This window comes from Bartonella sp. LB28NMGDW, assembly GCF_042194435.1.
Classification (GTDB): domain Bacteria; phylum Pseudomonadota; class Alphaproteobacteria; order Rhizobiales; family Rhizobiaceae; genus Bartonella; species Bartonella grahamii.
On the sequence record NZ_JBHIMX010000014.1, the window covers coordinates 1 to 22,225 of the forward strand.

Genomic DNA, 22,225 nt, shown 5'->3' on the forward strand with positions numbered 1-22,225 from the left:
GATATGAAAACTTATCAAAAGAAACGTAAATGTGCGTATGATCTTTAATCACTCATTTGAATGAGAGAGCCTATAAAACGCTTGTTATGGCTATCAAACGTATCAAACAAATCAAAACGCTCGGTAGCTTTATCAATCCAATCAAAAGCAAATGCATATTAAGTGAATATCTTATAACAAAACGGTTTTTTACATTTACGAGCATTGGTTTTCAAAACCATCTCTCATAAGACAATAAACAACCTATTTTATCAAACGCAAGGCTTTAAAAACTGTTATAAACATCAGTTTCAAACGTTTAAACGTGCATTTAGAAAAGCTTTCATAAGCGTATTTTCATTTTGCACTCAAATGTAACTTCTTTGCAAATTAATCGCTCTATATTTGGCTAGCAAAATTAAGTAAAATCCCATGCCTTATAATGTTAAATATTTTTGAATTTTGCTTGCTTATCTTTGTCTCAATAGCTGCCCCCAATTTTGGGGTGAGTAAATCACTCAGTCCATATTTGGCTCTGTGCTTTTAAACGGTAACTTTTAAAACGTTTTCTAGTACCATGTCTAAGTAGATAGTATTTTACTGCTATTGCATTGTTCGTTTCCATTTTTTTGTGGAAGCGAATACAGTTTCGTTTTTAAAATTAGCATAGCTGTTGTGATGATACTATATTTATGCTTCTTACTTATCGTTCTAAATTTTTAGAAAGCGTTTTTAAAAGCGATCTTGTCTTTAAATCCTTTTATGCAATCTTTATAAATTAAACCTATAAGCTTATAAAAGTTTTAAATGATTACCTTCTTATAGGATAATCTAATGTTGCGATAACATCTTTAGATTTTACGCTTCTCAATTTTGAGAACTGTAATTTTATGTTTTTATCATGGGATTAACAATCCAATCATTAAAACAAAATGTGATCTTTAAACGTATGTTATCGATAATTCCAAACAACTAAATTTTTAACAGTGTAATTTGTGCTGTGATAAAAACGTATCATAAAATTTATAAACTGTTATGAGTGATATCGGCTTTTCATTTCGTCTGAATGCACACATGCGTTATAATATTTGCATTTTTAGGATCTATTCATACATGGCAATCTTATATAAAAAAGGGTCAAATGGATCATGCATAAAAGTGTGGATTCTTAAGTGGATTCTTATAAAATAATTGCATATAACACACTGAATTTATTATGTTTTTATGGAATAAGCGTTTCCGGGGTCTGGAAGTGCTGAAACCGAGCCAGCCTCTTGCTTTTAGTGCTGAAAGCACTTGGACATAATAAGAGCCCTCGGAAATTCTGGGATATCCGCAAAAAGCGGGTTTATTTTATACTCGGTTTTAGGGCTTCCAGGCCCTATTGATCGCTGCGTATACGATCAAAAACACAAGTTCATTCATAGGATAATTTCTTTAAATCGTCAACCAGAGTGACAGCAGTTGTTTTGGTTGTTTTTTACAAAGTTTACATGCAACTGTTACAATGCATCCCTTTATTTTGATGAAATTTAGGACAATTTCTTGGTGATCATTATGGGGTATGTTTAAAATTGTAACTATAAGACTTTATCTATTTATTTTGTATAAAAACGGAAGCTTCTTTTCGCATTCAGAAGCAAAAGACTTTTTAGAGTAAGTATAACATTGGAAGTTGGTAAAGAGGGGAGTTGGTAAAGAGAATGCTGGTGCTGACGTGTAATGGATTAGCACTAATATTAAAAAGATTGCATGAGCAAAAGAGAGCTTTTCATAGAGCAGTGATTGATAACAGTTTTCTCCAGAAAAAATGAAGGAAATTTTCTTATTTTTTATAGGCTACTTTTTCATCGTTTTGCAAAGGGCGCGCTTCTGAGGCAAGCATAATGGGGACGCCATCACGAATAGGATAGGCAAGTTTGGCTTTGAGAGAAATGAGCTCTTGTGTTTTTCGGTTGTAAGAGAGTGTTCCTCTCGTTATTGGACAAACGAGTAATTCGAGCATTTTGGGATCTGTGGTCATTTTTTTCATTTTTTGACGTTTATTAGTTTAAACGGTAATCTGTACCTGTTTGTTTCATGAGTGAGCGTTCTGTTAATGCAAGAAGAGTTTGCGCACGGCTTTCGATATCTGGAGCTTCAAGGAGAGCTTGTTTTTCTGCTGGTGTAAAGGGGATAAGAGCTGAAAAAGCATTAACCAATATAGGTGTAGGGGCTTCTATGATACTGCTCCAATTATATTCCATTTCATGTATGGTTAGATATTTTTCTACAACGTCAAGTAAGCTTTCTCGGTTAATGCTTTCTTCAACATCAAATTCTTGCAAGTCTTTTATGTTTGATTGGATGAGAGCTGTTCGATAGGATTTTGTGTTTGTCAATTCTTGTTCTAAGGTGAAGCGGCAAACACCTTGTAAGATAATGAACAGTTGTCCATTTCCTGTTTCACTGTAGTTTGTAATGCGCCCTATACAGCCTGTTTTATAAAGTTGTGTAGAGAAGCGGTCTGTATCCGATGAAAGTGGTTGAATAATGCCCAATAGACGATCAGTTACCATAACGTTTTCAATCATTTCAAGTGATTCTGGTTCAAAAATGTTGAGTGATAAAAAACCACCGGGTAGTAAGAGTGCACCTTCTAAAGGAAAAAGGGCAATTTGCTTTGGGAGATCATTTTCGCAATTGTAAGAGATATTACCAGCTTTCATGAGTATTTTGTCACCTTTGTTCGGTAGTTTTAGTCTGTAAATAGTTGCAATTTATGACACTATTGAGAAAGCAGAAAACCCACTTCTTGTGCATTAAAATCATACTTATAAAATACTTGAAGTCCTAATTCTAAAAAAGAATATGAGACCCTATCTTTAAGGTTGACTGCGCGCGAAAGAATGTTGCTTTGCGATCTTTTTAGTGTGTGACGTTTTGCATGATTTTCAAGAGGTATTTTTGTTTATAGCTTTTGATTTTTTTCTTAAATTTCCTAAAATGTGTTCCTTGCAATTTTTGTAAGGTTCAAAAGGGTGCTATTATAAATCTTTTGAAGCAGCTTATGCAAGTTTTAAAATGAGAACATTTTCATCACTTTACTAATGACAGTGTGATAAAGATAGGTTATAGATTAGAACATGCTGGAAAGAGCGTTATTGTTTCTTTCATTCTTTTGCGGGAGAGTGCAGATTGCGAGTTTTCGCATTGCCGCCGAAGGGGAAATAGCCCATAATCTCTCAGGCTTTAAGGACCGTAAAAGGAAGAAGGCAGATCTGGAAAGTCGGGAGATCCCGCGCCGAAGGTGTAAGCGAAAAATCTTTTCGCGAGTCTCTCAGGTTGATGACAGAGGGGGCAGAGACGGCCATATTCTGTGGGCGTTAGCGCAGCTTTGGAGTTATTATGGGCACAGCACAAGAAACATCTTTTTTAAAAACACTTCCTTTATATGATCTGCATGAAAAAGCAGGAGCAAAATTTGGCGCTTTTGCGGGGTGGAACATGCCCTTAACTTATCCTCTTGGCGTTTTGAAAGAGCATCTTCATACGCGTGCACATGCGGGTCTTTTTGATATTTCTCATATGAAATTGATTGCCGTTGAAGGGGCACAAGCCGTGGAATTTTTGTCCTATGCTTTTCCCATTGATGCAGCAGCTTTAAAGATTGGGCATTCACGGTATAATTATTTGCTTAATGAGCAGGCTGGTATTCTTGATGATCTTATCATTACCCGTTTGGAAGAGAGCCGTTTTATGTTGGTCGCCAATGCTGGGAATGCACAGGCTGATTTTGTAGAATTGGAAAAGCGTGCGGTTGATTTTGAATGTCAAGTGATTGCTCTTGAAAGGGTATTGCTTGCTCTTCAAGGTCCTGAAGCGGCTGCTGTTCTTGCTGATGCTGATTTACCAGGGAATGAATTGTTCTTTATGCAAGGATTCGAACCACAACAAGATTGGTTTATAACGCGTTCTGGCTATACGGGAGAGGATGGTTTTGAAATTGCTTTGCCTATAGGGCATGCGCATATGTTGGCTGAAAAATTGCTGAGTGATTCTCGTGTTGAGTGGATTGGACTTGCAGCACGCGATAGCTTGCGGTTGGAAGCAGGGCTGTGTTTGCATGGAAATGATATTACCCCTGATACGACACCTATTGATGCGGCTCTAACATGGGCTGTTCCTAAAAGTGTTCGAGAAAAAGCACAATTTTATGGTGCGAAGGCTTTTCTTGAAGCACTGCAAAAAGGACCTGCTCGTTGTCGTGTTGGATTAAAACCGCAAACGCGTCAACCTATTCGTGCTGGTGCGGTGCTTCTTGATGATCAAGGTAATGAGATTGGCATTGTAACATCAGGTGGTTTTGGTCCTTCTTTTGATGGTCCTGTCGCGATGGGTTATGTTCCTGTTGATTGTAAAGTTGAAGGGACACAAGTCTTTACAGAACTGCGAGGCAAAAAGATTGTATTATCAGTTCATTCACTTCCCTTTGTTGAACAACGTTATTTTAAAGGATGATTTTTTATGTCTAAAACTTATTTTACACAAGACCATGAATGGCTTAGCGTTGAAGGAAAAGTGGTGACTGTTGGGGTTACGCATTATGCACAAGAGCAATTAGGGGATTTGGTTTTTGTTGATTTACCACAAAGTGGAACAAAACTTTCCAAAGGAGAGGCGGCGGCTGTTGTGGAATCAGTGAAAGCGGCTTCAGATGTTTATGCTCCTCTTGATGGTGAAGTGGTCGAAATAAATGAAGCATTGGCTGATAATCCTGAATTGGTAAATCAGAAAGCCGAAACAGAAGGCTGGTTATGGAAAATGACATTGCAGGATGAGACACAACTGGAAGGGTTGTTGGATAAAGATGCTTATAAGGCTTTGATTGGATGAGTGTCATGATCGAGCGTTCTTTTTCTTCTCGACATATTGGGCTGCGTCCTGATGAAACACAAAAAATGCTTGATGTTTTAGAGCTTGATTGTGTTGATACACTCATTTCTCAAGCTGTTCCACATTCTATCCATTTGGGACGTTCATTGAATCTTCCAGAGGCTGCTAGTGAAGTACAAGCCTTGGAAGAACTCTCCAAGATGATGGAGCGTAATTGTGTGCACAAAAGTTTTATTGGGCAAGGATATCATGGAACTTATGTGCCTCCGGTTATTTTACGAAATCTGTTTGAAAATCCTGCTTGGTATACTGCTTATACGCCTTATCAAGCAGAAATTAGCCAGGGTCGTTTAGAACTTTTGTTTTATTTTCAGACATTGGTGAGTGAACTCACAGGTTTGCCTGTTGCTGCTGCTTCCCTTCTTGATGAAGCAACCGCTTTAGCTGAAGCCAATGCCCTCGCTTTTCGCTTTTCCCGTGAGAAAAAGACGAAGATTTCTGTTCAGAGTCTTTTACATCCTCAGACTTTAAGTGTTGCGCAAACGCGTGCTGAAACACAAGGGATTCAGATTAGCCAAAATGGCGAAATTGCTTCTGATACAGCGGCAATTGTTTTATCTTGGCCAGATACAAAAGGTGCTTTTCATGATTACAGTGAGATCATAAAAGAGGCAAAGGAAAAAGGAGCTTTAGTTATCGTTGTGGCTGATCCTTTAGCACTTACCCTTATGGAGCCACCTGCTCAATGGGGGGCAGATATCGTTGTTGGCTCTATGCAGCGTTATGGCGTTCCGATGGGATTTGGTGGTCCACATGCTGGTTACCTTGCAGTGAGTGATGCGTTAACGCGTCTTATTCCAGGGCGTATTGTTGGTCAATCCGTGGATACGAGAGGGCGTGTTGGTTTTCGTTTAGCTTTGCAAACACGTGAACAACATATTCGACGCGATAAAGCGACGTCAAATATTTGTACAGCTCAGGCGTTGTTGGCTAATATGGCAACTGCTTATGCTGTTTGGCATGGGCCGAAAGGCTTACAAGCAATTGCGCAGCGAATTCATCATTTAACATGCCGTTTTGTTGCTGGTTTAAAGGCTGCAGGTGTTTTTTGTGAAGGAGAATCTTTTTTTGATTGCGTAAGCGTTGTTGTGAAGGGAAAAGCGCGAGAGATTGCGCATCAAGCCAAAATAGGTGGGCGCCTTATTCGTGTTCTCGATGATGACACTATTGCAATTAATTTTGATGAATTATCAACAGAAGAAGATGCTTGTGCTTTAGCGCAGCTTTTGGGGGCACAATTAGGCGATCAGGTTTCTCCTCGACTCTTTGGCAAAAGGCGGGATGCTGCTTTTCTTTCCCAGCCTTTTTTTCATGCGGTTCATTCAGAGACAGATATGATGCGCTTTTTGCGTCGCTTGGCAGATAAGGATTTGGCGCTGGATCGTGCTATGATTCCTCTTGGTTCTTGTACAATGAAGCTTAATGCGGCGGCTGAATTGATGCCTGTGAGTTGGGCTAGTATGGCCAATATACACCCTTTTGTTTCACAAGAGGATGCAGTGGGTTATTTGGAGATGATCGATCAGTTAAATGCGTGGTTGTGCGAAATTACAGGATTTGCGCAAGTTTCTTTTCAGCCAAATTCTGGTGCTCAAGGTGAATATGCGGGGCTTTTGGCTATCCGACGATATTACCAATCACGGGGAGAACATCAACGTACAGTTTGTCTTATTCCTGCATCTGCGCATGGTACCAATCCAGCTTCGGCGCATATGGCAGGTATGGAAGTCGTTGTGGTAAAATGTTTAAGCGATGGTGATGTTGATGTAGACGATCTCAAAATGAAAGCGCAATTGCATAAGGATAAATTGGCTGCTCTCATGATCACTTATCCTTCAACACATGGTGTTTATGAGGAAAGCATTAAGGAGATTTGTTCTATTATTCATGAAAATGGCGGACAAGTCTATTTCGATGGCGCTAATCTCAATGCGCTTGTGGGGCTTGCTCGTCCTGCAGATATTGGCGCTGATGTTTGTCATATGAATCTTCATAAAACATTTGCCATTCCCCACGGAGGTGGTGGTCCTGGTATGGGACCAATTGGAGTTGCAGCGCATCTCAAACCATTCTTACCAGGGCATGAACAGGATGGGACAACACATGCGGTTTCGGCAGCTCCTTATGGAAGTGCGTCTATTCTTGCGATTACATGGATGTATATTCGAATGATGGGGGCTGATGGCTTAAAATATGCAACACAAATAGCCATTTTAAATGCCAATTATATTGCTGCACGTCTTTCACCCGCTTATTCCATTCTTTATCGGGGAAAGCATGGACGTGTTGCTCATGAATGTATTGTGGATACACGTGTGTTAAAAGAGCAGTATGGGGTGAGTGTTGATGATATTGCAAAACGTCTCATTGATTATGGATTCCACGCGCCCACGATGTCATTCCCTGTTCCGGGAACTTTGATGATTGAGCCGACGGAATCAGAACCAAAAGCAGAAATTGATCGTTTCTGTGATGCTTTACTCTCTATTGCTGAAGAAGCAAAGAAAGTTGGTCGTGGGGTTTGGCCAAAAGACAATAATCCATTGGTAAATGCTCCTCATACAGTGGCAGATACTTTAGATGATGCTTGGGAACGACCCTATTCGCGACAAGAAGCTGCTTTTCCCAACAGTTCTCTTGATCCAGCCAGTAAATATTGGCCTCCTGTATCGCGTATTGATAATGTTGCTGGAGACAGAATGCTCATTTGTTCGTGTCCGCCATTGGGAAATACCTATTAAATAACAAATATGTATTTACTTTGTTTATTTACATAAACAAAAAAGCCCACACATTTTGTGTGGGTTTTTTACTTATTGATCATGTTATTATAGAGTTATTTGTCTATTTTCTAGAATTTTGCATAGTTTTTTATAACATGAGAAAAATCGAAAAAGTTGACAAAAAAACTGTGTTTTGTAGGCAATAGGCATGCTCTTCTTTGCCTTCTATCGTATGACATGGTTTTAGTGACTAGATGCATTGGTCTAGCCAGCTAATTCACGTAAACGAGAGTGAAACCTACGGGGATAGGGTCCAGTCTGTTGCATGTGTTGTGACATATTACTCTCACTAAGGTGACTACGACCGGTTGCAGAAAGAATAAAATCAATTTTAGTGCTTTTGATGATAAAGCCCCGCGAAACTCTATTGTTGCATCTTCTTAAGTCAAGAATTGCCTAAATATTTCTCTTTAATCTGCTTTTTATAACTATGACGCAAAAATATGTAAGAACACCTGTCAGAATGAGTAAATGCAAAACCAAATGTATTATGGTTGTTTTTTACAGAGTATCTTATAAAAAGCCGGCACATCTTTCCAATCAATTGTAAGTCAGTTTGTGACTTTACGATGTTGTTTTCCTAAGAGCCCGTGTGTTTTAGCTGTTGTCTGTAAATCCACATCCAATTTCAGAGAAATATAAAGCCGTAAAGGTGAAACTCAATCCTCAGTTTGTCATCTCCCTTTCAGCTTTACGGCTATCAGAAGCATCTAAAGCAATGTTTTTTAATGGGTGCCCAACCTTTATGTAAAACAGAACACTCCAAAAAGAATATGCTTTGGTTGTTAATTCACGTGTTTGTTTTAAAGAGACATTTCGCTCCCAATCCCATTTCGCGACGGCGCTCGTGAATGATACAACGATAAATCTATTGAGAGCTCCCAATCTTTAGGCTCTATGAAGGAAGAAGTTGGCACTATCATACACTTTTTCAGCCGCTTAATGTTATAGCTATTGGCACTTGAGATGGTTCATAAGAGGTATTCTTTTCTTAAATCATTTTTATCTACACATAGTCCAGTTTGTGGTATGCAAGCGAATGATTTTGATTGCTTCACTATGAACAAAGCTGAAAATAAGAGAAACTTACAAGACTGGATGTTTTGTTTGATATCTAGAGAATTAATATTTTGGTTTAATTGGGCAATTAATTTTAAAAACTTTGCAATAGATTCTTTTTTGTCAATTTATGGAGAAAAGGCTAAGTTTTTGTATTTTGAGTGAAAGCTACTTCCATAAAACAGTTCATCAATTTGTCTATTTTGAGATTTCTGTGAATGTGCGGTGTCTTTTATGTGATTGATTGTTTAAAATCTTTCGTAAAAGCTCCTCAATTTTCTAAAATGATGATTTTTATCAATTTATTTTTTAAAAGAGTTTTTATGTGTAAATGTATTTATAGCGGGAGCCAAGAGATGTTAGAATTTCATTGGGAAGGGTACCGGCATCTGTAGATACTTTTTCAAGTGTTTGATGGGGTCCAATGAGTTCTACCCAGTCACCTGTTTGAGGTTTTTGATCAAGATCGGTCGTATCTACAATAATGGAATCCATAGAAACCCGCCCAACCATGGGAAGTTTGTGCCCGTTGAAATAAACTGTTCCTTTATTCGAAAGAGCACGGAGCCAGCCGTCTGCGTAGCCTATAGAAATGGTTGCAAGAGTGCTTGGTCTGTTGGTTATAAAGCTTTCTCCATAACCAACAGGTTCTCCTGCATCAACAACGCGGTTTTGAATAACTTGGGCTTCAAGTTTTAAAACAGGTTTCAGAGGTGATGGGTATTTCCCTCGCGGATCAACTCCGTAAAGTGCAATGCCTGGACGAACAAGATCAAAATAAAAATCTGATCCTAGAAAGATACCTCCAGAATTAGCAAAGGAAACTTTGCAAGCAGGCAATTGCGCAAGGATGGTTTTTAAAGTAGCCAATTGTGTATAATTGGATGAATGTGTTTTGTCTTCTCCATTCGCGAGGTGACTGAGAATATATTTTATTTCTGCTTTTTCGAAAATTGTAGGGTGTTTGATGAGTTTTTGTAATTCTTTTTGATCCAGTCCTAATCGGTTCATATGGGTATCGATTTGAACAATTGCTGGAAATTTTTTATCTTTTTTTTGACAAATTTTTTGCCAATTTTCAATGGCATTCCAAGAGTTTAGAACAGGAACAATACCAGATTGTGCGACAAATTCTTCTGCTAAGTGTGGAAGTCCATTCAGAAGAGCAATCGTGACATTTGATGGTAAAATGCTTTTTAATTGGAGTGCTTCTATGATTTGGGCGACAAAAAAAGTGCGACAACCAGCTTGATAAAGGGCAGGAGCAATTTTGTGAGCTCCTAATCCATAGGCGTTTGCCTTTACAACTGCTGAACATTGTGTTGGAGCTACACGTTTGGCTAAAGTGATATAATTGGCAACAATGGCACTGACATCGATGGTTGCTACAGCTACATAGAGTGATGTATTGATTTCATCATTAACGGATTTTTTCATTTTAAAAGCTTATCTGTGTTCGTGAAATACGGAGTTTTTTGGTTATTTCATTGAGGTTCTTTACGATATAGGGAAAGACACTATTTTCCATGGTCAAAATCATAAGGAGCTTATACTGAATTACACACCATTAAAGTCGTTTTTTATGTAAAATGGTACTCTGGATATAAGAGATATTTTAGTTTTATTTGTGTTATTAGCAACACGGTATCTTCTAATAATTTGTAAAACATAGACTTTTGTTTTTTACTTATTTTTCCTAGTTGAGGCATATAAAAAAATAAAACATAGTTTATTGTATTGTATCATTTTGAAGAGTGCAATATTAGGCTGTTGTTGCTGGTGCGATTGTTTGGATTAAACATTGCATGGGCTGCTTATTCAGAGAAGGTAAAATGATTAAATTAACCACTCTAAATCAATGCATTACAAGTTTTCTATCATGGGGGAAAGATCACTTATCTGTGCAATTTTGGATGTCGTCTCATGCACTTAAAGTTATTTTTGTTAAATGGAAAACAGTGTGTAAACACTTTCTGATACATTAAAAACTGTTGATTTAGAAAGCCCGTTGATTTGGATGTTGTTGGTTTTCAAGATGGATTGGGTATCCAATATTTACTTTCTATTGTTTGATTGGTTTTTAGTGAAATCAATTTTATCGCTTTATAGTGCGCGTTAGACTCTTTTATTTATGGATATTTATCGAAAGAGCAGTGTAAAAAGGTCAGTAAGGAAAAGAATAGATGTAATACCGGAAATCTTGTTGAAGATTCGTGCGGTTATCGTTCAATCAACAAAAATTTATCTCTCTTATTTAAAGGTTTTGGGTCATAAGTTTTGTTAAGCGAGAGAGTGTTATAGCGTTACAATGGAAAAATATGCATTATGTGTTAAAGGGAAAAGAGCCCCATGACTGTTTAATACTCAAAGTTTTTGTTTTTCTTTGAATGGGATTTGTATCCGCATTTTCCTCATTCGTTTAATAAAGTGTTAATCTTGAGATTTTTGTTTTAAGAAAATTGTTGGCAGATGGTTATGCAAGTACTATATCACGTCAAGGATTCAAAATTTAACGTTCAATAAAGATATGGGGAAGAGTATGAATACGTCTGCTACCAATGTTCCGTCAAACATCAGCAGCGTTGCAAATTTTTCGATTCCTGAGAATGTGTTCGCCCTTACCGTCCAAGAGGTTTGTCACTATACAGATCGGTTATTTAAATTCCGTTTGAATCGTCCGGACAGTTTTCGTTTTCGTTCGGGTGAGTTTGTTATGATCGGTTTGCCAAATGCAGAAAAGCCGGTTTATCGCGCTTATTCGATTGCAAGTCCCTTTTGGGACGAACAGCTTGAGTTTTTTTCGATAAAAGTTCCAGGGGGGCCTTTAACCGAGCATCTCCAAAAAATTAAAATTGGTGATACAGTTCTCATGCGTAAAAAATCTACAGGAACACTGGTTCTTGATGCTCTTATTCCTGGAAAACGTCTTTATCTTCTTTCAACTGGGACGGGGGTTGCTCCTTTTGCAAGTCTTATTCGTGATCCTGAAACTTATGAAAAATTTTCAGAAGTTGTCCTTATTCAAACAACGCGTGAGCAGAGTGAGTTAGTTTATGCAAAAGATCTTGTTTCCTCTTTGCAACACGATCCTCTCATTGGGGGATATGCACAACAGTTGAAATTTTATCCTATGACTACTCGTGAACCTTCTGAACATATGGGGCGTATTACGACTGTTATGGAGAGCGGGTGCTTTTTTGAAACAACGGGCCTTCCTAAAATTCATCCTGATGAAGATCGGGTGATGATTTGTGGTTCCATGGCAATGTTAAAAGATTGTGCAAGGATGTGTGAAAGTTTTGGTCTTGTTGAAGGGGCCAATAATGCTCCTGCTACTTATGTTGTAGAGCGCGCTTTTGTGGAGTAATGATTGGGAAAGTTGATGCTTTAGCTTCTTTCAACTGGGACGGGGGGTGCTCCTTTTGCAAGCCTTATTCGTGATCCTGACACTTATGAAAAATTTTCAGAAGTTGTCCTTATTTAAATAATGCGTGAGCAGAATGAGTTAATTTATGCAAAAGATCTTTTTTCCTCTTTGCAACAAGATCCTCTCATTGGAGCATATGCACAACAGTTGAAATTTTATTTTATGACCATGTGCGAACTTTCTAAGCCGATGGGGCGTATTACGACTGTTATGGAGAGCGGGTGTTTGTTTGAAACAAGCGGCTTTGAAACAATAGCACTCCCCAAATTTCATCTCGCTGAAGATCGGGTGATGATTTGTGGTTCTATGGCAATGTTAAAAGATTGTGCAAGGATGTTTGAAAGCTTTGATTTTGTTGAAGGGGCTGATGTTCTTGCACTTTACATTATATTGTAGAAAGAGCTTTTTTCAAGGGAGAGGGAAGTTGTGATGCAGTATATGCTAATGCAGTAATCGAATCCCAATCACTTATTGCAATAAGTTGTTGGGGCGCTATCCAAGAACCACCAACGCAGAAGACGTTAGGCAGTTGGAGCCATTGTGTTGCACTTTTTTGTGTAATACCGCCTGTTGGGCAAAACCGGATATCAGAGAAGGGAGATGCTAAAGCTTCGATGAAGGAAATACCTCCAGCGGCTTCAGCTGGGAAAAATTTAAGATATGAATAGCCTTTGTTTAATGCTTGCATGAGTTCACTTGGGGTCATTGCAGCGGGAAGAAGGGGAATTTCACTATTTTTTGCACAATTGATTAATTCATTGGATAATCCGGGGCTTACAATAAACTTGGCTCCAGCTTGTTCGGCTTTTTCGTAATGTGTTGTGTTGAGAATTGTGCCGGCTCCAACAATTGCTTCAGGGACTTCTTGTGTAATTTTCTGAATTGCTTTGAGGGCATTTGGTGTTCGCAAGGTGATCTCAATTGTTTTTAATCCACCTTTGACAAGAGCGCGTGTTAAGGGTACAGCACTTTGTAGATTGTCAATGAGCAAAACAGGTATAACAGTTTGTCCTTGGAGATATAATAAAAGCTTTTCTCTTTTTTGGCACATGATATTTTTTCTTCTTGGAGATGATATTATTTGTATCGTTTGATTAAGCACAATATGTTAAAGAGTACATGAATAAATCTTGAAATTGAATGAAACGCGCGTTATGGCAAAACACATGGAAAAGAATTTTAAAGTTGCTGCACTTTATTGCTTTGCAGATTTGAAGCATTATCATCAATTACAAAAACCTTTGCAGGATTTATGTCAAGCAAAGGATATCAAAGGCACTTTGCTTTTAGCACAAGAGGGAATTAATGGAACGGTTGCTGGTTCTTGTGCTGCGATTGAGGCGTTGGTGGATTTTATTACCGCTGAGCCAGCGTTTCAAAAGCCGGAGATTAAATATTCATGGGCATCAAAAATGCCTTTTCATCGCATGAAAGTGCGGTTGAAAAAAGAGATTGTGACAATGGGGGTTGAAGGGGTTGATCCACTAAAAGTTGTGGGTACTTATGTGGATCCTGAAGATTGGAATGCTCTTATTCAAGATGAAGAGACAATTTTGATCGATACGCGTAATGATTATGAATATGCGATTGGAAGTTTTCAAGGAGCCATTGATCCGCAGATTAAAACATTTCGCGAATTTCCTGAATGGGTTCTCAAGCACGAAGCTGATTTAAAGAAGAAAAAGAAAATTGCTATGTTTTGTACAGGCGGTATTCGGTGTGAAAAATCAACAGCTTATGTTCGTGAGCTTGGTTATGATCAGGTGTACCATTTAAAAGGAGGTATTCTAAAATATTTAGAAAAAATTCCAAAAGAGGAAAGTTTATGGTGGGGTGAGTGTTTTGTTTTTGATGAGCGTGTTTCTGTTCAACATGGTCTTGAAGAATGTGGACGCGAATTATGTCGCGCATGTCGTTCTCCTATCAATGCTGAAAGCAAATTATCGCCTCATTATGAGGAAGGTGTTTCCTGTGATGCTTGTTATAACACGCGTAGTGAAGCCGATAGAGAGCGTTTTCGTGAGCGCCATAGGCAGTTTCAATTGTTGAAGTTGCGTGCAATTGATTCTCATCAAGGGACGTAAGGATAGCGCAGTGTAGCGCTGTAAATTTTAGCATTTTTCTCTTAAATTTAAGAGAGAAGCGTTTTTTATATTGGTAAAAAAATATTTTATAAGACCGGATATTATTCGGTCTTTTTGTTTATGTTAAATTATTTGATTTATAAATAATCATTATAGATCGTTTTCTCTCCTGACATTTTATAGGATTGAGTTTTTAAATACTTTTCATTTTAAAATAGAAACTCTCTTCACCAACAGTGCAGGGGAGGGAGATTTATAGCTTAAGAGAAAAGCGTATGAATAAGATGTGATTAATAAGAGGAGATGAAAAAGCAGATGCTAGGTGGGAAAAATAAAATGATAATAGGAATTTATGATTCCAGAATTTAATATAATACATTAATTTATAATGATAATTTATTTTGATTTGAATAAAAGAGTTAAATATTGTGAACTTTATTGCTTCCAGATTAGATGAGAATGATCGCGTAAAACTCATTCACTTGTACGTTGCAAATGGAAGCAACGTGTGGACAAAAATCATTTTAGAGAAGGTGTTATGAAACATTTCAATATAGGAGTTTTTGCCATATTGGGAGTTGGCAGATAGAATGGGGGCGTTTGTTTTTAATTTCATAAGTATAAAGAGGGTGAGATGTAGTTGATCTATATCATACAAGTTATATTATACGGGGAATTCTTCATGATATTTTGCTTAAGTGATGCTGTAAAATGGATGTGGAAGCAGGGATGTTTTTTTAGGATTTAAATAAGAAAGATAATGGTATTTGTTGGAGAAGGGCATCATTATCTTTAAAGATGATGGTGCTTCAGTCGTGTTACTATCCCCAGTTTTCAATTTTGCTTATCCTTGCATTTGAGAGGATGTATAAGAGGTACTCCTTTTTTCAATTGTTTTTTATTTGTGATGTGCAAAAGAATGATTTTCATTGATTCATTGTAAGAGGGGTGAAATAAGAGAATTTTATGTTGAGATTTTTGTTTAAGGGCAAAATAATAAATTATCATTATAAATTAATGTGTTGAGTAATTTATTTTGCGTTATTTTCTGCTGCAGATATTAGGAGATAGAATAGGGCAAAGAAACGAGGGGCTTTAAAAGCAAGACAGTGATTTATGTTGCACGGATGATGTAAGGGGTGTGATCTCATGAAAGCGGATGGATAGCTTTGTCTGGTGGAGGAGAGTGTTGTTTTTTCGCATCATTTTATCTTTAAGAATTAAAAAATGTTTAAAATTAAAAAAATGATTGAAATGAGCAAGAATTCGTTTTATAGGACTCCTTGCCCAAAGTCGCACGTGCCTGTGGGTGTCCGCTGGTTCTCAAATGGTGAGATTAACCGGTACGGTACCTGGAACTAACCGCTCCAGTCATTCTTACAGCCAATTGCAAGAATGAGGACATCTTGAAGCAACGACGGTGCGGGCCTTTCTGGTGTCTTCCAGCTTTTAAATGCTGGGATAACTATAGAGGCACACCTCATTGCCTTCAGTGCGGAAGTGGTTTTCTCAACTCCAATCAAAAAGGCAGATAAAATAGAATAACGCGGTTTCGCGCTGTTCTTTCGCTGCATGCAATGCTAATTTCTGGTTTTTTGTAATCAGAATGGGGATGGTTGTTGTGTGTTTTTTGTCCTTTAGCTTTTGGCAGCTTTGGCTGTCCAAGCATAGAGTGGGGGAGTTTTCCCTCAAGGAGAATTGCAGATGGCAACGCAACGTATTCGCGATTTTCTTGCAACACATCGTTCTGAAGGTCCATGCTTAATTGTTGACCTTGATGTTGTTCGTGACAACTATTTAAATTTTGAAAAAGCTCTGCCTCAGTCTCGTATTTTTTACGCAATAAAGGCCAATCCAGCTCCTGAAATCTTGCGTTTGCTGAGTTCTTTAGGATCTTCTTTTGATGCGGCGTCTGTTGCAGAAATTGAAATGGCTTTAAAAGCAGGAGCAACGTCAGAGCGTATTTCTTTTGGGAATACGATTAAAAAAGAGCGTGATATTGCACGAGCATATGCATTGGGAGTTTCACTTTATGCCGTTGATTGTGTTGAAGAAGTAGAAAAAATTGCGCGTGTTGCTCCAGGAGCACGTGTTTTTTGCCGTGTTCTTACTGATGGAAAAGGTGCAGAGTGGCCATTGTCACGCAAATTCGGTTGTGTTCCAGATATGGCGGTTGATGTTCTAAGACGGGCACACCAATTAGGTTTACAAGCCTATGGTGTTTCTTTTCATGTTGGGTCTCAGCAGGTTGATTTGAGTGCGTGGGATCGTGCTTTATCGGATGCTGCTACAGTTTTTAAGCGTTTGGAACAAGAAGGTATTTCGCTGAGGTTGGTGAATATGGGGGGCGGTTTTCCAACGCGTTATTTGAAAGATGTCCCTACAGAACAAGCTTATGGTACAGCAGTTTTTGATTCATTGAAAAAGCATTTTGGTAATCGTATTCCTGAGACGATTATTGAGCCTGGGCGTGCGATGGTTGGCAATGCTGGTGTTATTCGTACAGAAGTTGTTCTAATATCCAAAAAAGCTGATAACGATAATGTACGATGGGTTTATCTTGATATTGGAAAATTTAATGGTCTTGCTGAGACTATGGATGAAGCCATTCGTTATCCTATTGAGACACCTCATGATGATAAGGTTATGGAGCCTTGTATTTTGGCTGGACCAACATGCGATTCCGCAGATGTTCTTTATGAAAAAACACCTTATCCGCTTCCTCTATCCCTAACGATAGGAGATGAAATATTGATTCATGGAACGGGGGCTTACACAACAACTTATGCATCGGTTGCTTTTAATGGTTTTGAGCCTTTACGATCATATGTGATCTGACATTTCCTTTTAACTATAGGTTTTTTGGATTTTTTGCTATGCTCGTCATGGCGCTATAAGAGGGCGGTTATAGAGATGAACATGATGAATTTTCAAACAAAAGATGGGGCATGTTTTACACTTTCATTGGAGCAAGAAGCCGATAAGCCTTATCGAGAAATTTTGCTTGATTCAACGATGGGGTATGGACGTAAACGTAAATCATCAGAGGCTTTACGTCGTGGGCGGTTAGCTGCTCAAGGGCTTTCTTTTGTGGTTAAAAATGCGCTTGGAGAGCTTGTGGGAAGTGTCCGTCTTTGGCATGTTTCTTTTTCTAAAGGAAAAAATAAAACACAACATGCTTTACTTTTGGGCCCCTTGGCTGTTGCATCTGAATGTGCTGGTATGGGAATAGGATCAATCTTAGTCCGCCATGTAATTGAAACAGCAAAAAAATTAGGATATGGCGCCATTTTGCTGGTAGGGGATTTTGAATTTTATCAACGTTTTGGCTTTTCAAATAGTTTAACAGAAAATTTGGCAATGCCTGGTCCTTATGAAAAGCATCGCTTTCAAGCGTTGGAACTGATACCACATTATCTTTCTGGGTGTTATGGCACTTTAGTTCCTAGTGGAGAACGAGAAGTTTCAAATGGTTTTCAGCATCATAAAGTGGCTTGAGGATAGTGTTTATTTTGTTTTTTAACAGCTGGCATTGAGGAGAGCATACTGTTTTGGCGAGTGCCAAAGCATTTAGCGGTACAAAGTTTTTGGGGAGTTGTATTGCGATTTTATTATATGACTTTTTCTTTATGTGGCTGATTTCTTATTTTTGATAATTTCAGTTAAGTGACTAGGAATATATTTAAAGCTCATTTTTGGGGAATAGCGTCCTATTTTATAATATTAAAGGAACTGGATTTTTGAGTGGTCTTGTATTCTTTTAAAGCCGGTATCATCATGCAGTTTTCCAGTTTTCAATATCGTTGGTAGATCTTGCATCAAAACGGTTGGATATTTTACTTTTTTCTTAAACAGTTTTTATCTCTTTGCTTTTTATGTAAAAGGGAATAGTTGCAATTGGCATGAGAGTATCTCATACAAAATGATTTTCTCATGTAAAATTTCGCATTCAGAATCAAAAAATGTTACCCTACACATTATAAGGGAAATAGGTGTGTGAATAAAAATCACAAGAATCATCAATCTTTTATGAATATTCGTGTGAGAATCAAAAGAGTGAAGGACAAAGAATCTTACAGAATAGTTTTTATGAAGATAGTAGCGTAAAAAGGGGGGGTAAATAGATGAGAGATTTAATGACAGGCGCAAATATTGTTTTAACGTTTTTTTCTCTATGGTGATAAATCAGAAATCTTATAGAAATAGCTGCTTTATCTTTATGGTGTGGAGCACTTTAGATAAGCTCTTTATTTATTATCATCTAAGATAATTTTTGTATGCGAGAAGTTATTTTTAAATGCGTAAAGAGCCCGCATTGAACTGAATTTTTATCAGAAGAATCATTTAGAATCACAAGTTGATTTATACTGTCTCTTGAAAAGAGATAAAGTACATAGGAAGCTCTAAAGTCATAAGGATGAAAAATATTTCTCAATTTTAATTAAGTTTAGTGATTTGGTGGTGAATCCATGAGAGGTGGTATTTTTTTAAGAAAAATGGTCATAACTGTCAAAGTACCAAAGATAATGGTTATGATAAAGAAAATATCACTAAAAGCCATAATCGTTGCTTGTATGCGTACCATACCAAACAATTGAGAAAGAGCCAGAGTATAGGAATCAAAGGTTTCTGTTTTGAAAAACAAAGTAAGCTTTGAAAGCATTTCTGTTGCTTGTCTGTTTCCGTGGTTAAGCGTTTCAGCTATTCGTTCATAATGGAAGTCTGTGCGTTTTGTCATGAGAGTGCTGATAATGGCAAGCCCTACAGCACCACCTAGATTCCGTGTGAGATTAAAGAGTCCAGAAGCATTTTGCATTCGTTCTGGCGGGAGTGTTCCCAAGGCAATATTATTAATAGGAACCATACACAACATCACAGAAGCACCACGGAAAACTTGCGGCCAAAAGAGTTGCAAAAAATCCCAGTTATCTGTGATAGAGCTCGCCATCCAAGTGCCTACTGCAAAACCCAAAAGTCCTATTGCCATCATTAAACGTGCATCCATTCGTGCTGAAAGAAATCCAGCAAGCGGAGCAGTTAATAACATGGCGAATCCTGAAAGAAACAATGTTTCTCCAATCATGAGCGCATCATAATGGCGGATTTGGCTTAAATAGACAGGATAAAGATATGTAAGTCCATAAAGACCTATTCCTAGTGCAAAGGAAAAAATGGATGCAGCAGAAAAATTAAAATTAGAAAAAGTAGAGAGATCTACAATGGGTTCTTTTGCTGTAAAAGCACGCCAGAAGAATAAGGCTGCAGCAAGAATCATAATAATGAACAAATCCCGAATCAGCCTATCACTCAGCCAATCATGACGTGCTCCTTCTTCTAGAACATACTCTAAAGTTCCCAAGAAAGTAGCCATAGAAATGAGTCCTAACCAATCAAATTTCTTCATTAAAGAGGGATCAGCTTTATCAAAATCAATTAATTTCCAAGCGAGAATTGATATGATAATCCCGAAGGGTACATTGATGAGAAAGAGCCAATGCCATGATGAGAGATGACAAATGTAACCTCCCACGGTTGGACCAATGGTGGGGGCTAATGTTGCGACCAGTCCGACGATAGGGGTAACAATGGGACGTTTGGAAGGAGGAAAAAGGACATAGGAGGCAACAAAAACACTAGGGATAATTCCACCACCAATAAAACCTTGTAGTGCGCGATATAAAATCATCTCTCCGATAGATGTTGCCGTTGCACAAAGAACAGAAGTAATCGTAAAACCGATAGCTGATAAGGTAAAGAAAACACGTGTTGAAAGCAATCGTCCTAAAAATCCAGAAAGCGGCAACATGATGACTTCAGCGATAAGGTAGGAGGTTTGAACCCATGAAATTTCTTCAGAGCTTGCTGCAAGCCCCGCTTGAATTTCAGCTAAAGAAGAGGAAACGATTTGGATATCTAAGATTGCCATAAACATGCCAAAAGACATAGCAATAAAAACTACAATTTTGTGCAATCCAATGCTTTCTTGAGACTGTATGGGCTCTGGTATGGAAGATGTCATCGTAAGATCTTCTACTTTTTTGTTATAAGAGACTTTTATCTTGTGGCTTTGTACGTGTGTCAACTTTCACTGAAACACTCATTCCTGCTCGGATATGTCCGTTTTTTAAGACTTCTTCTGGAATAGAAATACGTACGGGAATGCGCTGGACAATCTTTGTAAAGTTACCAGTAGCATTTTGTGGAGGCAAAAGAGAAAAAACAGCGCCTGTTGCGGGCGAAATAGAAAGCACTTTTCCTGTAAAAAACTCCTTTTTGAAGGCATCAATAGCAATATAAGCCTTTTGTCCTGGGTGAATATTTTGCAACTGTGTTTCTTTATAGTTTGCTTCAATATAAAGTGCATGTATGGGGACTAACGCCGCAAGACGTTGGCCATTTACAACAAAATCTCCCGTTTTTGCTGTTAAATTTCCTATAACTCCATCAAATGGCGCTCGTATAATGGTCGAATCAAGATCACGTTGTGCTTTTTCACGCGAGAGTTCTAAACTCTTTGTTTGGCTTTCTATTTCACTTCGTTGCGCTTCTAGCACTCGGATATTTGCACGTGCTGCAGCTATTTGTGCATCCGCTCTGTTAACATTCGCAATGGCTTGTTCATAAGCTGATTTGGCATCATCAACATCGGATTGAGGAGCATAACGATTTTTTTTCAGTTCTGTTACACGTTTTAAGCTGAGTTGTGCATTGGTTGCTATGGCTGAAGCAGCGGCTTTTTGTGCTTTTGCATCATCTAAAGCACTACGAGCGGCTGTGATTTGTGCATCAATGCGTAGAAGTGTTTTTTTCTGTGTGTTAAGATGCGCTTCTGTTTGATCCAAGGCTATTTGATAATCACCATTGTCTAGGTAAAATAAAACATCGTCCTTTTTTACAACTTGGTTGGCTTTAATGGCAATTTTTTCAATATATCCATTTAATTTAGTCGCAATAGCTGCTATATCTCCTTGCACATAGGCATCTTCAGTAGCGAGTATATAACGCCATTGCGTTACCCACTTATAGCTAAACCAAATAACAAAAAGTGCAAAGATAATAAGAAGAGCCTTGATTGCTTTCTTTTGTTGCGTTTTATTGAAATTTTTGGTCGAAAAAATTGTCTCAGCTACGGACATGATTTTATACTTTCAATATTTATGTTCCACTGAGTATAATAAACCTATCGCTATAGACTAGGGTGATATACATGCAAGGACGATAAGAGCTTTTCAAACAATAAGATAATTTCCGAAACATAATGCTAAAAATATGAACTTGCAAGTTCAAGGTCTTATTTTGTTACGCATTTTTTACAAAGACCTCGTACTTCTAGGGTGCTTTTGTGGGCTTGGAAGTCAACAGCTTGAACCATCTGTTTTAAACTCGATACAATCGTTTGATTTTGTATTTCATTGACTGTACCACAGTTTTCGCAAATTATAAACGTTGTAAGTTCATGTTGACAGTTTTCAGGGTGTAAACAGACCATAAAGGCATTTACACTTTCAAGACGATGAATACACTTTAACTGTACGAGTTTTTCTAACGCACGATAAACTTGGAGAGGTGCACGAAAGCCTTCTTCGCGTAAGTGATTGAGAATCGCATAAGCACTTAAAGGCCCTTTTGCATTTTTTAAAGTGTTTAAAACCAATGTTTGGTTACGCGTCAGTTTAGATGACATTGACATCTTCCTTTTGCTCTCATGGCAAAGCATAAAGCGTGTAAGAGGTTTATGCAATGGTGATTATAGAATATGTACTCTATCTTTAGCCTTTTACATGACATCATTGTGATATGTAAGAAAAGTTGCAATCGTTGTGAGGGGAGGGGTATTATAATCTGAAAGCCGCTGTTATCTAGTAAGGAACTTTTATACGCTTTTTATTTTAGTGTAATGTATTGAAATACAACCAGATGTTTATGTTATTTTATTTTAAAAAAAGTAAAAAATGATA

General features: G+C 37.9%; 14 protein-coding genes, 1 pseudogene and 1 riboswitch. Of the genes and pseudogenes, 8 read left to right on the forward strand and 7 right to left on the reverse strand.

Translation table 11 applies throughout. The features are described 5' to 3' along the window. Window positions 1-1,804: 1,804 nt before the first annotated feature. Window positions 1,805-2,011 (reverse strand): Trm112 family protein, encoded by a 207-nt coding sequence (locus ACFIKG_RS07540; RefSeq protein WP_375652017.1) that lies wholly within the window; start codon window positions 2,009-2,011, stop codon window positions 1,805-1,807. A 13-nt stretch (window positions 2,012-2,024) separates the two neighbouring features. After that, window positions 2,025-2,687, reverse strand: coding sequence for an LON peptidase substrate-binding domain-containing protein (locus ACFIKG_RS07545; RefSeq protein WP_015856762.1), 663 nt, complete (start codon window positions 2,685-2,687; stop codon window positions 2,025-2,027). A 445-nt stretch (window positions 2,688-3,132) separates the two neighbouring features. Then, a riboswitch (glycine riboswitch) is annotated at window positions 3,133-3,230 on the forward strand. Window positions 3,231-3,366: 136 nt separating this feature from the next. Here ACFIKG_RS07545 and gcvT point away from each other — a divergent pair. The 3 genes from gcvT to gcvP are packed head-to-tail and all read left to right on the forward strand — an operon-like array spanning window position 3,367 to window position 7,655. Continuing rightward, window positions 3,367-4,479, forward strand: a complete 1,113-nt coding sequence (gene gcvT / locus ACFIKG_RS07550) for a glycine cleavage system aminomethyltransferase GcvT (RefSeq protein ID WP_375627441.1) — start codon at window positions 3,367-3,369, stop codon at window positions 4,477-4,479. A gap of 6 nt (window positions 4,480-4,485) precedes the next feature. After that, window positions 4,486-4,854 carry a glycine cleavage system protein GcvH gene (gcvH, locus tag ACFIKG_RS07555; RefSeq protein WP_273723568.1) on the forward strand — a complete coding sequence of 123 codons (369 nt, stop codon included), beginning with the start codon at window positions 4,486-4,488 and terminating at the stop codon, window positions 4,852-4,854. Window positions 4,855-4,859: 5 nt separating this feature from the next. Then, window positions 4,860-7,655, forward strand: coding sequence for an aminomethyl-transferring glycine dehydrogenase (gene gcvP, locus ACFIKG_RS07560; protein WP_375652021.1), 2,796 nt, complete (start codon window positions 4,860-4,862; stop codon window positions 7,653-7,655). A gap of 1,422 nt (window positions 7,656-9,077) precedes the next feature. Here gcvP and alr read toward each other — a convergent pair. After that, window positions 9,078-10,193 (reverse strand): alanine racemase, encoded by a 1,116-nt coding sequence (gene alr / locus ACFIKG_RS07565; protein ID WP_375652018.1) that lies wholly within the window; start codon window positions 10,191-10,193, stop codon window positions 9,078-9,080. Window positions 10,194-11,295: 1,102 nt separating this feature from the next. Between alr and ACFIKG_RS07570 the strand changes: the two genes are divergently transcribed. After that, window positions 11,296-12,123, forward strand: coding sequence for a ferredoxin--NADP reductase (locus tag ACFIKG_RS07570; protein ID WP_375652019.1), 828 nt, complete (start codon window positions 11,296-11,298; stop codon window positions 12,121-12,123). A 24-nt stretch (window positions 12,124-12,147) separates the two neighbouring features. After that, window positions 12,148-12,590: pseudogene (locus ACFIKG_RS07575) on the forward strand (ferredoxin--NADP reductase); the annotation flags it as partial. Here the strand turns inward: ACFIKG_RS07575 and eda are convergent. Beyond that, window positions 12,569-13,234: a bifunctional 4-hydroxy-2-oxoglutarate aldolase/2-dehydro-3-deoxy-phosphogluconate aldolase gene (gene eda / locus ACFIKG_RS07580; protein ID WP_375652020.1), complete on the reverse strand. Its 666-nt coding sequence runs from the start codon at window positions 13,232-13,234 to the stop codon at window positions 12,569-12,571. The pseudogene ACFIKG_RS07575 and the gene eda sit on opposite strands and share 22 nt — an antisense overlap. 115 nt (window positions 13,235-13,349) lie before the next feature. Between eda and ACFIKG_RS07585 the strand changes: the two genes are divergently transcribed. From ACFIKG_RS07585 to ACFIKG_RS07595, 3 genes are all read left to right on the forward strand, one after another. Continuing rightward, window positions 13,350-14,267 (forward strand): rhodanese-related sulfurtransferase, encoded by a 918-nt coding sequence (locus ACFIKG_RS07585; protein WP_375627443.1) that lies wholly within the window; start codon window positions 13,350-13,352, stop codon window positions 14,265-14,267. A gap of 1,704 nt (window positions 14,268-15,971) precedes the next feature. Beyond that, entirely contained in the window at window positions 15,972-17,105 is a 1,134-nt protein-coding gene (locus ACFIKG_RS07590; protein ID WP_375626784.1) for a type III PLP-dependent enzyme, read from the forward strand. Window positions 17,106-17,180: 75 nt separating this feature from the next. Further along, complete coding sequence (locus tag ACFIKG_RS07595; RefSeq protein ID WP_375626786.1) at window positions 17,181-17,765, forward strand: GNAT family N-acetyltransferase; 585 nt, start codon at window positions 17,181-17,183, stop codon at window positions 17,763-17,765. Window positions 17,766-18,714: 949 nt separating this feature from the next. Here the strand turns inward: ACFIKG_RS07595 and ACFIKG_RS07600 are convergent. The 3 genes from ACFIKG_RS07600 to ACFIKG_RS07610 form a co-directional block, all read right to left on the reverse strand. Continuing rightward, window positions 18,715-20,286 (reverse strand): DHA2 family efflux MFS transporter permease subunit, encoded by a 1,572-nt coding sequence (locus ACFIKG_RS07600; RefSeq protein WP_375626788.1) that lies wholly within the window; start codon window positions 20,284-20,286, stop codon window positions 18,715-18,717. Between the two features lie 22 nt (window positions 20,287-20,308). Next, window positions 20,309-21,403: an HlyD family secretion protein gene (locus ACFIKG_RS07605; protein WP_375626789.1), complete on the reverse strand. Its 1,095-nt coding sequence runs from the start codon at window positions 21,401-21,403 to the stop codon at window positions 20,309-20,311. Window positions 21,404-21,558: 155 nt separating this feature from the next. Then, entirely contained in the window at window positions 21,559-21,951 is a 393-nt protein-coding gene (locus ACFIKG_RS07610) for a Fur family transcriptional regulator (RefSeq protein ID WP_015856750.1), read from the reverse strand. Between the last annotated feature and the right edge of the window lie 274 nt (window positions 21,952-22,225).